The 12,931-nt window shown below is 67.8% G+C and carries 13 protein-coding genes; 4 read left to right on the forward strand and 9 right to left on the reverse strand.

Going from position 1 to position 12,931, the window contains the following annotated elements:
* Window position 1 precedes the first annotated feature (1 nt).
* Together U742_RS0119225 and U742_RS0119230 are read right to left on the reverse strand one after the other, a co-directional pair.
* Window positions 2-466 carry an AAC(3)-I family aminoglycoside N-acetyltransferase gene (locus U742_RS0119225; RefSeq protein ID WP_029356002.1) on the reverse strand — a complete coding sequence of 155 codons (465 nt, stop codon included), beginning with the start codon at window positions 464-466 and terminating at the stop codon, window positions 2-4.
* 63 nt (window positions 467-529) lie between these two features.
* Window positions 530-1,159 carry an alpha/beta hydrolase family protein gene (locus tag U742_RS0119230; protein ID WP_051661340.1) on the reverse strand — a complete coding sequence of 210 codons (630 nt, stop codon included), beginning with the start codon at window positions 1,157-1,159 and terminating at the stop codon, window positions 530-532.
* Between the two features lie 105 nt (window positions 1,160-1,264).
* On the opposite strand from U742_RS0119230, the gene U742_RS23270 reads away from it, so the two are divergent.
* The 4 genes from U742_RS23270 to rimO all read left to right on the forward strand — a co-directional run bounded on the left by U742_RS23270 (window position 1,265) and on the right by rimO (window position 4,672).
* Window positions 1,265-1,594 carry a hypothetical protein gene (locus tag U742_RS23270; protein WP_156034276.1) on the forward strand — a complete coding sequence of 110 codons (330 nt, stop codon included), beginning with the start codon at window positions 1,265-1,267 and terminating at the stop codon, window positions 1,592-1,594.
* A gap of 613 nt (window positions 1,595-2,207) precedes the next feature.
* Complete coding sequence (locus tag U742_RS0119240) at window positions 2,208-2,777, forward strand: hypothetical protein (protein ID WP_029356008.1); 570 nt, start codon at window positions 2,208-2,210, stop codon at window positions 2,775-2,777.
* A gap of 117 nt (window positions 2,778-2,894) precedes the next feature.
* A complete protein-coding gene (locus U742_RS0119245; RefSeq protein ID WP_029356011.1) occupies window positions 2,895-3,224 on the forward strand; it encodes an antibiotic biosynthesis monooxygenase family protein in 330 nt (109 codons plus the stop codon).
* An 89-nt stretch (window positions 3,225-3,313) separates the two neighbouring features.
* Entirely contained in the window at window positions 3,314-4,672 is a 1,359-nt protein-coding gene (rimO, locus tag U742_RS0119250) for a 30S ribosomal protein S12 methylthiotransferase RimO (protein WP_051661341.1), read from the forward strand.
* A gap of 94 nt (window positions 4,673-4,766) precedes the next feature.
* Here the strand turns inward: rimO and U742_RS0119255 are convergent, their stop codons facing one another.
* From U742_RS0119255 to U742_RS0119285, 7 genes are all read right to left on the reverse strand, one after another.
* Window positions 4,767-5,531 carry a bestrophin-like domain gene (locus U742_RS0119255; protein ID WP_029356014.1) on the reverse strand — a complete coding sequence of 255 codons (765 nt, stop codon included), beginning with the start codon at window positions 5,529-5,531 and terminating at the stop codon, window positions 4,767-4,769.
* Between the two features lie 19 nt (window positions 5,532-5,550).
* A complete protein-coding gene (locus U742_RS0119260; RefSeq protein ID WP_029356016.1) occupies window positions 5,551-6,780 on the reverse strand; it encodes a M20/M25/M40 family metallo-hydrolase in 1,230 nt (409 codons plus the stop codon).
* Window positions 6,777-8,057 carry an allantoate amidohydrolase gene (locus U742_RS0119265; protein ID WP_029356018.1) on the reverse strand — a complete coding sequence of 427 codons (1,281 nt, stop codon included), beginning with the start codon at window positions 8,055-8,057 and terminating at the stop codon, window positions 6,777-6,779. Before U742_RS0119265 ends, U742_RS0119260 begins: the two co-directional genes overlap by 4 nt.
* A 112-nt stretch (window positions 8,058-8,169) precedes the next feature.
* Window positions 8,170-9,267, reverse strand: coding sequence for a BMP family ABC transporter substrate-binding protein (locus tag U742_RS0119270; protein ID WP_029356020.1), 1,098 nt, complete (start codon window positions 9,265-9,267; stop codon window positions 8,170-8,172).
* 98 nt (window positions 9,268-9,365) lie between these two features.
* Window positions 9,366-10,289, reverse strand: a complete 924-nt coding sequence (locus U742_RS0119275; RefSeq protein ID WP_029356022.1) for an ABC transporter permease — start codon at window positions 10,287-10,289, stop codon at window positions 9,366-9,368.
* Window positions 10,282-11,358 carry an ABC transporter permease gene (locus U742_RS0119280; RefSeq protein WP_029356025.1) on the reverse strand — a complete coding sequence of 359 codons (1,077 nt, stop codon included), beginning with the start codon at window positions 11,356-11,358 and terminating at the stop codon, window positions 10,282-10,284. The genes U742_RS0119275 and U742_RS0119280 overlap by 8 nt, the downstream gene beginning before the upstream one ends.
* Window positions 11,348-12,904, reverse strand: coding sequence for an ABC transporter ATP-binding protein (locus tag U742_RS0119285; protein ID WP_029356026.1), 1,557 nt, complete (start codon window positions 12,902-12,904; stop codon window positions 11,348-11,350). Before U742_RS0119285 ends, U742_RS0119280 begins: the two co-directional genes overlap by 11 nt.
* Between the last annotated feature and the right edge of the window lie 27 nt (window positions 12,905-12,931).

Consider the following 12,931-nt stretch of genomic DNA (forward strand, 5'->3'; position numbering starts at 1 on the left):
GTCATTCCACGGCGATGTCGAAGTGGAAGACCTCTTCACGCTTTCCCAGCTTGTCGTAAAGAGCCACGGCCGGCGCATCCGGCGGGTCGGCCTGGACGAAGATGACATAGGCACCACGCGCCGCGCCGATCGCCCTCAGCCGGTCGATCAGCGCCGTGGCCACGCCCCTGCGCCGATGCGGCGCGGCGACGGCGAGATCGTAGATGTAGAATTCGCTGCGCTCCTGCTCGAATTTCGGAAGCTCATAGGCGGCGAGGCCGCCGACCACCTCCTCGCCCAGCATGGCCGCGAGGGCAACGAACTCCCTCCTTCCCAGCAAGGTCTGCAGATAGGCCGTTCGCGGCTGCGCCCGCGTATAGGTGTCGACCGCGTCAAAGGCCTCGCCCATGACCGCGAGCAGCTGGCGGAAGAGGGAGACCTCCTCCGCCCCGATCTGCCGAATGGAATAGTCCGTCGCTTGCGGCATGTCTCATGTAGCCCCGTCAGTCCGAGGAGGCGTTCCGCCCGCAGGACAGGCGGGTGCCGCTCATCAGCCGCCTTCCCCGCTTCTCCTCGGCGCAGGAGGCGGCAGCGGCACGCTCGCCTCGGCGGCCGGAGGGCTCGCGGCGGCGCGCGTCTCGGTGGCACGTGCCGCCTGGGTATTCTGCGCCATCAAGGTCGCGGTATAGCGCAGCACCATCTGCTGAATCGCCGGGTGGGTGGCGAGCATCGCATGGTTGACCATGTTCGCGCCCGACTTCCAGGCGTCGATGTTCTGCGCGCCGGCGACGTCCGGAAAGCCCGGCCCGTGAATGTTGATGCAGCGGGCGACCGGACATGGCGGCGGGTTGGGGGCGGCGTCAATGGTGATCACCAGCGGCGCGGGATAACCGGCCTGGACGAGCTTGCGTGCATAGGCGAGGCCGGCGCTTCCGCCCATCGAGTGGCCGATGATGACGACGGGGATCTCGCTGCCCGTGCGGTTCATCATGTGGGTGTCGACGACGGGGCGATAGCCCTGCTGCTTCAGCGGCCCCGCCAGCGCCGAGACGCCGATATAGGAATTCGCGACATAGACGCCGAGGCCGTCGAGGAGGAGCGCGGTGCGGTTTGTGTCCTGTGCGACGCAGGGCGTCACGAGCGCGCAGCAGGCTGACAGGGCAAGCAGGAACGACTTCACAGCATCACTCGTTGCAGACTCTGCCCCTCGTCAGACATAGCGCATCCCGGCCGCAGGCGGGAATCGCCGTCGCCGATATCGTTAGGTCGCGTTATCGCCCGAAAAATGGCAAACGCCGCCGCCCGGCAGGGCGACGGCGCGTTCTTCCCATATCGGAGGATTTCAGGCCGCTTCCCGAATGTGCTGTCCGGCGAGGCCGCAGGCGATCGACCACGTGCGGAAGGCGGTCCAGGCCTCCGCCTGTTGCTGCGGCAGGCGCGCGGCTTCCATCTGAGCAAGCAGCATTTCGGCGTAATTGCCGAGCCGATCGTGCCGGAGCGAGCGTATGAGCTCGATCGCGCAATTGAGCGATCGAACGTCGATGTCTTCATGTCCGATGCGGATATGCACGGGCTGGGGACGGAACTCGTCGTGATCGCTTTTCATTGGCGTTGAACCTCTCCCTATAGGGTGCGACCCGTTCGTTGTTGCCCATGGCGGCGTGTGGGGGCCGGAGCCACACGACTGGGACGGCGAAATCGTCTCCTCATCCGATGACGGATTATCGACGCAAACCGCGCCGAATCGCATCCGAATATACGCGTAGGCTACGACTTTCGTCGCACACCTTCGTGTGTTTCGGAAATCGCGGCGATCCGGGATCGATCCGTCACGAAGGAGAAAAATAAAAAATTCGGTGCATTGAACATAGAATTCTGCATTCCAGAAGAATGCCACACCCTGCAACCTCACGTCGCGGAAGAGGACCCGTTCCCTCTTCCCATCCGACGAAAGTCGATGGACAGCCTTATACTGAGCGAGCGCCCGTCCCGCTCCGCATTCGATTGCAGTTGTTCGTAAACATTGTGCGCATATGACAAGCATACGAATTCATATAAGCTGCACATAACTCAATAATGTATTTATTTTTTCGCTTATGCGAAGACAGTAATGGGCAATTGTTGCTATGCAATAACGTTTGTATTTCCGAACCTATTGTCACGAGTTCGATTTTCGGTGTTATTTTTCCTCCCGGATGGCGCAATGACCGTCCATCGGGAGGAAACAAATGAATATTCGTCTCAAGATCGCCGGCCTTGCGGTGGCGGCGTGTGCCGTGGCGTGGGCGCCGGCCATGGCACAGGATGAGTTGCCGCACGCCAAGGCTGCCACCGCCTATGTGAAGAAGAACATCGAGCCCTGGCTCAGCGATCCGGTCGTCATCAGGGCCGTTCTTGCTTCCAACAAGGAGCATGCCCGCCTGATGCAGAGCGACATCGACGCCCTCGACGCCAAATGGAAGGCGAAGGATCAGGCGTTGATGGACACCACCATGAAGAACCCGCTCGCGGCGTTCCTCACCAAGAAGAAGGAAGCCTCCGGTGGCGTGATCACCGAGGCGTTCGTGATGGACGACCGCGGCCTCAATGTCGGCCAGACCGATGGCACCTCGGACATGTGGCAGGCCGACGAGGCCAAGTGGCAGAAGTCCTATGGCGCCGGCCCCGGCACCATCTTCGTCGACAAGGTCGAGGAGGACGGCGGCAAGAAGATCGCGCAGGTCAGCGTCACCATCTCCGACAAGGACAAGGCGATCGGCGCGGTCACCTTCGGCATCGACGTCGACAAGCTGAAGTGATCGTCCCGGTCCTGGGGGCGGAGCGAGGGCGGCGCAATGCCGCCCTCTGCTTTCCGGGATCGACCGCCGCCGCACCGCGCGTTATTGCTGGCCCGTGACATGTGATGGAGGTCGGCAATGTTCCTGGCGATGAACCGTTTCAAGGTGCGGCGCGGCTCGGAGGCCGAGTTCGAGGAAGTCTGGCGTTCGCGCGATTCCCACCTCTCCACCGTGCCGGGCTTCAAGAAGTTCGATCTGCTGCGCGGCCCGTCGGGCGAGGAGCACACGCTCTACGCCTCGCACAGCATCTGGAATTCGCGCGCCGACTTCGAGGCCTGGACGCGTTCGGAGGCGTTCCGCGCGGCTCACCGCACCGCCGGAGGCAACAAGCCTCTCTATGTCGGGCACCCGGAAGTCGAGCTGTTCGAGGGCGTCGAAGGCATCAGCACGCAGGCCGACGCGGCCTGAGCGCGGGAGGCGGCGCGCCGGCGGGTGCTTGACGCGGCAGCGAAGGTGGCTTAACCGCTCCCGCTTTCCCGATCCGAGCCGCACCCATCATGGCCAACGCCGTGCCGACCGATCTTTTGACCCCGGATGCCGGCATCGCGCCGCGCGTGTCCTTCGTTTCGCTCGGCTGCCCGAAGGCGCTGGTCGACAGCGAGCGCATCGTCACGCGGCTGCGCGCGGAGGGCTATGAGCTCTCGCGCCAGCACGAGGGCGCCGATCTGGTCATCGTCAACACCTGCGGCTTCCTCGACAGCGCCAAGGCGGAGAGCCTCGCCGCCATCGGCGACGCGCTGAAGGAGAACGGCAAGGTCATCGTTACCGGCTGCATGGGCGCCGAGCCCGAGCAGATCCGCGACGTGCATCCGGGCGTGCTCGCCATCACCGGCCCGCAGCAATATGAGAGCGTGCTGGAGGCGGTGCACAGCGCCGTGCCGCCGCGCCACGATCCGTTCCTCGACCTGGTGCCGCCGCAGGGCGTGAAGCTGACGCCGCGTCACTACGCTTACTTAAAGATTTCAGAGGGTTGCAATAACCGGTGCACCTTCTGCATCATCCCGAAGCTGCGCGGCGATCTCGTCAGCCGTCCCGCCGCCGACGTGCTGCGCGAGGCCGAGCGGCTGGTCGCGGCCGGGGTGAAGGAGCTGCTGGTCATCTCGCAGGACACCTCGGCCTATGGCGTCGACGTGAAATATGCCGAGAGCCAGTGGAAGGATCGGACGGTCCGTGCCCGCTTCCTTGATCTGTCGCGCGAGCTCGGCTCGCTCGGCGCCTGGGTGCGGCTGCACTATGTCTACCCTTATCCGCATGTCGACGAAGTGATCGGCCTGATGGCCGACGGCGTCGTGCTGCCCTATCTCGACATCCCGTTCCAGCACGCCTCCCCGTCGGTGCTGAAGCGCATGAAGCGCCCGGCGGCGCAGGAGAAGACGCTGGCGCGCATCAAGGCGTGGCGCGAGGCCTGCCCCGACCTCACCCTGCGCTCGACCTTCATCGTCGGCTTTCCCGGCGAGACGGAAGCGGAGTTCGAGGAGCTGATCGCGTTCCTCGACGAGGCGGAGCTCGATCGTGTCGGCTGCTTCAAATATGAGCCGGTCACCGGTGCGCCGGCCAACGACCTCGGCGCGGCTGTGCCGGACGAAGTGAAGCAGGAACGCTGGGACCGCTTCATGCAGACCCAGCAGCGCATCTCTGCCCGCCGGCTCAAGCGCAAGGTCGGCACCCGCCAGCAGGTGATCATCGATTCCGTCGGGCCGACGGTGGCGATCGGCCGCTCCAAGGCGGATGCGCCGGAGATCGACGGGGTGGTGCATGTCGCCTCCCGTCGTCCGCTGCGCGTCGGCGAGATCGCGACCGTGAAGATCGAGCGCGCCGATGCCTATGACCTGCACGGCACGGCGGTCGGCTTCTGAGGCGGATTGACGGCCGAATATCTCTCTTCTGGATCCCGGATCGGCGCTGCGCTCCGCGCAGCTTGTCCGGGAAACGAGGGCTCGCCCCGGCCGCCTACTTCAATATGCGCGCCAGCTCGTCCGAGGGGATGATGCTCTCGTCCACCGTCGGCCAGGCGAGCGCGATGGTGTAGGCGAGCGTCACCGCAAAGGCGACCGAGAAGGTCACCATGCCGAGCACGAGCTGCGGGCGCCGTCCCACATGCAGCGCGGCGAGGCCTACCTGCGACAGGAAGCCGAGCAGCAGCACCACGATCCAGCGGTGCGGCGCGAGGTCGGCATGCAGGATGAAATAGCGGTCCGTGCGCAGGCGGCGCAGCTCGATCTGGCCGGCGAGCAGCGCGCTGCGCAGGTGGGTCGCCACCGTGGTCTCGGCTTCGGCCGACGAGATGGCCGCGATCAGCCCGTCGAAGGCGCGGGTGACCGCCTCGTGCGGCGCGACCCAGCCCTCGTCCCACTCATATTGCGACAGCGCGCGGGCATAGATGCCGACCGCGCTCTCCACCTGCGCGCAGGCCGGCCCGCACACCCGCGCGGTGTCGATCATCGCGTCGAGCTTCTGCACCTCCGACAGCACGGTCTGGGCGTAGCGCGTCTCGCGGTTCCAGATGTCGCTCACCATGAAGGCGAGGAACAGCGCGAAGGGCAGCGTCAGGGCTCCGAGATACGAGGTCTGCAGGTCCCTCGGGTGGAAGCCCTCGACGGCCTTCGGCCGCATCGCCACCCAATAGCACAGCCAGCCCGTCGCGAGGGGCAGCAGGCCGATGAGGGTGACGAAGATCCAGAAATACTCGCCGACGATCAGCCGGGTCCATCCCATTGCTAGGCCCGTCCGGCTCTCATTCCGCCTTCAGCAGGTCGCGCAGCGTGCCTTCGATCACCCTGGTCGCGGCCTTGAGGTCGCTGATGCGCACATGCTCGTCGGCGGCATGGGCGTTGGCCTCGAGAATGCTGCGCGGGCCGGCGCCATAGAGAACGGTGGGCACGCCATGCGCCGTATAGTGCCGGGCATCGGTATAGAGCGGCACGGCGGTCGCCGGCGGCGTGAGGCCGAGCACCTCGCCGGCGTGCTTCTGGATGGTCTCGACGAGCTTCTCGGTGCCGGGCAGCGTGCGCAACGGCTCGGCGAGGATGATGCGCCGGCATTCGAGCTCGATGCCGGGGAAGTCGGCCACCGCCCGCTCGACCAGCGCCGTCAGCCCGGCCTCGACCTCAATGCCGTCCTCCTCCGGGGTCAGCCGGCGGTCGACGCGCATGACGATGCGGTCCGGCACCACATTGGTGTTGATGCCGCCCGAGATGAGGCCGACCGTGATCTTCGGCGAGCCGATGCCCGGCGTCGCGCTGACGATGCCGTAGAGTCGCTGCCGCTCGGCATAGATGGCGGCGAGGATGCGGGTTGCCGCCTCCAGCGCGTCGATCCCGGTCTCCGGCAGCGCGGCGTGCGCCTGCTTGCCGACGACGACGATCTCGAGGTGCAGCGCGCCGTTGTGGGCGATCACGACCGAGTAGGAGAAGCCGGCCGAGATGGCGTAGTCGGGCTTGCTGATGTCGTGCTCCAGCAGCCATTTGGGGCCGACGAAGCCGCCGGCTTCCTCGTCATAGGTGAAGTGCAGTTCCACCGTGCCGTCGAGCCCTTCCGGCCGCTCCTTCAGGGCGAGCAGCGCGAAAGTGTAGGTGGCGAAGTCGGACTTCGATACCGCCGCGCCGCGCCCGTAGATGGCGCCACCCTTCTCTTCGGCCCCATAGGGGTCGAAGGTCCAGCCAGCGCCGGGCGGCACCACGTCGCCATGGGCGTTGAGCGCGATGACCGGACCCCGGCCTTCGCCGAAACGCTGGCGCACCACGAGATTGACCACCGAGCGCATGCCGGCCGTCTTCACGAAGGGCTCCGGCACGACGTGCCGCTCGACGACGAAACCGAGCTCCTCCAGCAGCCGGGCGGCGACTTCCGCGTGCGGCGCGCAATCGCCGGGCGGATTGTCGCTCGGCACCCGCACCAGGGCCTTCAGGAACTCGACCTCGGCGGCGAGGCGACTGGAATCGCCGTCCTGTCCGGAACTGCTCACGTCTGTGCTCCACGCGCATCGCCGCCGCGTTGCGGCAGCTCGAAGCGCTCGATGAACCGTACCAGCGCGCCGACCGCAAGTCCCATGTCGGAGGGCGAGGCATATTCCGCCGGATTGTGGCTGACGCCGCCGCGGCAGCGGACGAACAGCATGCCGATCGGGCACAGATGCGACATGGCCTGTCCGTCGTGGCCGGCGCCGGACGGCAGCGTGACGGCGCGGTGCCCGAGGCTCGCCACCGCATTGCCGAGGCGCATCTGCAGGTCGCGATAGCACGGCACGGTCGCGACCTCGTGGAAGGCGGAGATCACCACGCCGAGGCCGCGGTGATCGGCGATCTTGTGGGCCTCGCGCTCGAAGCGGGTCAGTGCGTCGCGCCGCGAGAGGTCGGAGGGCGAGCGCAGGTCGATGGTGAAGACGACGCGCGAGGGGATGACGTTCACCGCGCCGGGATCGACATGCACGCGTCCCACGGTGGCCACCATGCCGTGGCGGTCGGCCTTGGCGATACGCTCGACGGCGAGCGCCATCTCGGCGGCGCCGAGCAGCGCGTCGTGGCGCAGGCGCATCGGCACGGTGCCGGCGTGGCCGGCCTCGCCCGTGACGGTGACCGACAGCCGGGAGGCGCCGGCGATGGCGGAGACGACGCCGAGCGGCTCGTCCTCGACCTCCAGTACCGGCCCCTGCTCGATATGCGCCTCGAGATAGGCGATCACTCCGTTCGGGTCGTAGGCGGCGGCGGGAATCTCGGCCGGGTCCTTGCCATAGGCGCGCAGCGCCTGCTCGAAGCTGATGCCCTGCGCGTCCTCGGCCGCCAGCATGGAGGGCTGGAACACGCCGGCGACGGCGCTGGAGGAGGACAGCGTGGTCGGAAAGCGCGAGCCCTCCTCGTCGCCGAAGGCCAGGACGTCGATGCCATAGGCGGGGCGCAGGCCGGATCTGATGGCGGCCTCGAGCGCGAGGATCGCCACCACTACGCCCATGCAGCCGTCATACCGGCCGGCATTCTCGACGGTGTCGATGTGCGAGCCGATCAGCAGCCGGGGCGCCGCCTCGCCGGCGGGATGCCAGTGGCCGCGCACGGTGCCGAGGGCGTCCTCAGTGACTGCCATCCCGGCATCGTGCATCCATCCCGCCATGAGGTCGGCGGCGCGGCGGTGCTCGGGGGTGAGGAACAGGCGAGTCAGATGCTCGGGCGAGGCCGATATCGAGCCGAGCGCGTCGATCATCGACGCCGCGCGCGCGCCGAGCGCCTCGATGTCCAGCGCCGTGCTCATGATGTGACTGCCCGCTCCGATCCCGTGCGCCGCGCCGATGCGGCGAAGCCCCCTGCAAGGGCCCGCCGCATCGCATATGGAGCGGCCTTTGGCAATGCGCCTGCCGGCTGACCTACTGGCCGGGGACCTTGTCGGTGATGCCCTTCACGTACCAGTTCATCGAGAGGATGTCCTTGTCGGGCAGCACCTCGCCCTCCTTCACCACGAGGGTGCCGTCCTGCTTGTAGATCGGCCCCTTGAAGGGGTTGAGCGCGCCGGACTTGATCTTCGCCTCGGTCTCCTCGGCCATCTTCTTCACGTCGTCCGGCATGTTGGTGTAGGGCGCCATGACGACCTCGCCGTCCTTCATGCCGCTCCAAGTGTCGGTCGATTTCCAGGTGCCGTCGAGCGCCGCCTTCACGCGCTCGACGTAATAGGGCGCCCAGTTGTCGACGATGGAGGTGAGCTGCGCGTTGGGGCCGAAGTTCTTCATGTCGGAAGCCTGACCGAAGGCCTTCACGCCACGCGCCTCGGCGGCCTGCATCGCGGCCGGGCTGTCGGTGTGCTGAGAGATGATGTCGGCGCCCTGGTCGATCAGCGCCTTGGCGGCGTCGGCCTCCTTGGCGGGGTCGAACCAGGAGTTCACCCAGACGATCTTCACCTTGATATCCGGGTTCACCGACTGCGCGCCGAGCATCAGCGAATTTATGCCGGAGATCACCTCGGGAATCGGGAAGGAGGCGATGTAGCCGATGGTGCCGGTCTTCGAGGTCTTGGCGGCGATCTGGCCGAGGATGTAGCGGCCCTCGTGGAACTTCGAATTGTAGGTCGAAACGTTGGCCGCGCGCTTGTAGCCGGTGGCGTGCTCGAACATCACCTTCGGGTAGCGCTTGGCCACCTTCAGTGTCGGCTCCATGTAGCCGAAGGAGGTGGTGAAGATCAGCTTGTTGCCGGCACGGGCGAGCTGCTCGATGACGCGCTCGGCGTCGGGTCCTTCCGGCACGCTCTCGACATAGGTGGTCTCCACCTTGTCGCCGAGCGCCGCCTCCACCGCCTTGCGGCCCTGGTCGTGCTGATAGGTCCAGCCGAAGTCGCCGACCGGGCCGATATAGATGAAGCCGACCTTCAGCTTCTCGGCGGCACCCGCCCCGCCGGTCGCGGCGCCGGCGATGACGAGGCCTGCGGCGAGCGCCGCCGACGCCGAGAGAATCTTGGAGAGAATCTTGCGCATGAACGTCTCCGTTCCCTTCCACCCTGCGGCCGAACTCTATACGCCGGAGGCGCGGCCGCGCTCGCCCCGGCCTTCCGACGACCGTGCGCGCGACCGTATCAGCGGTCGGGCACGAAGGGCACGCCCAGCGACGCCGGTGCCCCCTGCCCGCGCTTCAGCGCCGAGATGACGACGAGCGCCGCGATGGTCGCGAGATAGGGCAGCGCCGACAGGAGCTGCGCGGGTATGCCGAGGCCGAAGCCCTGCACGTGGAGCTGCAAGATCGAGACCGCGCCGAAGAGATAGGCGCCGGCGAGCAGCCAGAGCGGCTTCCAGGCTGAGAAGACGACGAGGGCCAGAGCGATCCAGCCGCGCCCGGCGGTCATGTCGCTGGCCCAGAACGGCGTGTAGGCAAGCGACAGATGCGCGCCCGCCAGCCCGGCGCAGGCGCCGCCGAACATCACCGCTAGGGTGCGGATGCGGCGTACCGGATGGCCAAGCGCGTGAGCGGCGCCGTGGCTTTCGCCGACCGCGCGCAGCACGAGGCCGGCGCGAGTGCGGGAAAGCCCCCACGCGACGAAGGCGAGCAGGATCAGCGAGGCATAGACGAAGGCATCCTGCCCGAACACCACGGGGCCGACCAGCGGCAGGTCGGAGAGGCCGGGGATGTGGAGCTCGGGCGCGGCGTCGAGCCGAGTGCCCACATAATTGGCACCGACGAGGCCGGCGAGGCCGAGGCCGAGGATGGTCGTCGCAAGGCCCGAGGCCACCTGATTGGCGGCAAGCCAGATGGCGAGGCCGGCGAAGACCAGCGACAGCAGCGTCCCGGCGATCACCGCCGCGAGCGTGCCGAGGATGAGGCTGCCCGAACCATAGGCGGTGGCGTAGCCGACTGCCGCGCCGACGATCATCATGCCCTCGACGCCGAGATTGAGCGTGCCGGCGCGCTCGGCCACCAGCTCGCCCAGCGCGGCGAGCAGCAGCGGTGTCGCCGCCGCGACGATGCTGGCGAGGACGGCGGCGAGGATCGTCACGTCAGGCATGTGCCGCCCCCTTCAGGCGCCGGATGCGGTAGCGGACCAGAACGTCGGCCGCGAGGATGGAGATGAGCAGCGTGCCCTGGAAGACGCGGGTCACGTCGAAGGGCATGCGCAGCGTGATCTGCGCCGCCTCGCCGCCGATATAGGTGAGCGCCAGCACGAGGCTCGCGATCAGCACGCCGACCGGATGCAGGCGCCCGAGCATGGCGGCGATGATGGCGGTGAAGCCGTAGCCGGGCGAGATGGACGGCTGCAGATTGCCGATCGGCCCGGCCACCTCGATGATGCCGGCGAGCCCTGCCAGCGCGCCGGAGAGCGCGAAGACGCCATAGGTCACGCGCCGCTCGTCGAAGCCGGCGAAGGCGGCGGCGCGCGGCGCCGAGCCGCCGAGCTCGATTGAGAAGCCGACCAGCGTCCGGCCCAGCACGAAGGCGGCGAGCGCGACCGCGACGAGGCCGACGAGCACGCCGGCGTGCAGGCGTCCCTCCTCGAACAGCAGCGGCATGGTGGCGACGGGATCGAAGGTCACGCTCTGCGGGAAGTTGAAGCCCTGCGGATCGCGCCACGGGCCGCGCACCAGATAATCGAGGCCGAGCTGGGCGACATAGACCAGCATCAGGCTGGTCAGGATTTCGCTGGCGCCGAACTTCACCCGCAGCACGGCGGGGATCAGCCCCCACAGCGCGCCGCCGAGCGCACCGAGCACCAGCATGGCGGGCAGCACCCAGGGCCCGGCCTCGGTGCCGTGGGTCGCCAGCGCCAGCCACGAGCCGAGCACGGCGCCGGCCACATACTGCCCCTCGGCGCCGATGTTCCAGCGGTTGGCGCGGTAGCAAAAGGACAGCCCGATGCCGATCAGCAGCAGCGGACCGGCCTTGACGACCAGTTCCTGCAGCGTCCAGGGGTCGCTCAGCGGCTCGATGAAATAGACGCTGAAGGCGCGGATCGGGTCTTGCCCGAGCGCGACGAACATCACCGCCCCGACGATCAGCGTGAAGATGAGCGCCAGCAGCGGCGCGGCGAGGAGGGCGAGGCCCGAGACCGTTTCCTGCCGTTCGAGCCTAAACGGCATGAGCATGTTCCTCGGCGTGCGACGGGGCGGAATGCGCTCCGCCCATGGCGAGGCCGATCGCCTCGCGGGAGGTCTCGGCGACCGGCACCGGTTCGGTCAGATGGCCCTCGCACATCACCGCGATGCGGTCGGTGAATTCGATCAGCTCATCAAGGTCCTGGCTGATGACGAGGACGGCGCAGCCTTCGGCCGCCTTCGCGCGCAGCGTGGTGCGGATGAAGGCGGCGGCGGCGGCGTCAACGCCCCAGGTCGGCTGGTCGACGATGATAAGCACCGGCTCGCGCAGCACCTCGCGGCCGATGACGAATTTCTGCAGATTGCCGCCGGACAGCCGCCGCGCCTTCGGGTCCCGACCGCCGAAGCGCACGTCGAAGCGCTTGACGATCTCGGCGAAGGTCGATTGCAGCACCGAGCGGCGGATGACGCCGTGCCGGACGATCGCGCCATCGCCATGGGTGGTCAGCAGCACGTTGTCGGAGAGCCGCATGTCGGGGGCGGCGGCATGGCCGAGCCGTTCCTCCGGCACGAAGCCGGCCTTGAGCGCGCGGCGCGCGGTCGGCCCGAGCGCGCCGGCGGGCACTGTGTCGATGACGATGCTCTCCGGGTCCCGGGCCAGGCGCTCGCCCGAAAGCGCATTGAACAGCGCGGTCTGGCCGTTGCCGGCGACCCCTGCGATGCCGACGATCTCGCCGGCGCGGATCTCGAGATTGATATCGTGCAGCGCCGAGCCGCGTGAACCGTCGCCGGGGACGGTGAGGTTCTTCACCAGCAAGCGCGGGGCGCCGATCTCGTGCGCGACGATGCGCGGCGTGCGCGGCACCTCGGCGCCGACCATCAGCCGGGCGAGGCTGGCGGCGGTCTCCTTCTTCGGGTCGACCTCGGCGATGAACCTGCCGCCGCGCAGCACGGTGGCGCGATGGCAAAGGCGTCGCACCTCGTCGAGCTTGTGGCTGATGAACAGCACCGCCCTGCCCTCGCCGGTCAGAACGTCGACGGTGCGGAACAGCGCCTCGGATTCGTCCGGGGTGAGCACCGAGGTCGGCTCGTCGAGGATGAGCACGCGCGGGTCGCCGAGCAGGCAGCGCACGATCTCCACCCGCTGGCGCTCGCCGACCGAAAGCTCGCCGACGCGGCGATACGGCTCGACGACGAGACCGTAGCGGCCGACGCAATCCTCGATGCGCTTCGCCAGCGCGCCGAGCGGCTCGTTCCCCGGCAGGCCGAGCGCGACGTTCTCGACCACGGTCAGGGCGTCGAACAGCGCGAAATGCTGGAACACCACGCCGATGCCGCGCGCGCGGGAGGTCGCCGGATCGGGAAAGACGATGGGCGCGCCGTCGAAGCGCAGCTCGCCCGAATCGGGCTGGAGCAGCCCGCACATCATCTTCACCAGCGTCGACTTGCCGGCGCCGTTCTCGCCGAGCAGCGCGTGGGTCTCGCCGGCGCGGATGGCGAGGCTCACATTGTCGTTTGCCACCAGCGCGCCGAAGCGCTTGGTGAGGCCGATGGCCTCCAGCAGCGCCGGCGGCGTGATGTCATCGGGCATCGCGTTCAACCATCCGGATACGGAGCG

The organism is Allobosea sp. 117, assembly GCF_000702305.1.
GTDB lineage: Bacteria > Pseudomonadota > Alphaproteobacteria > Rhizobiales > Xanthobacteraceae > Ancylobacter.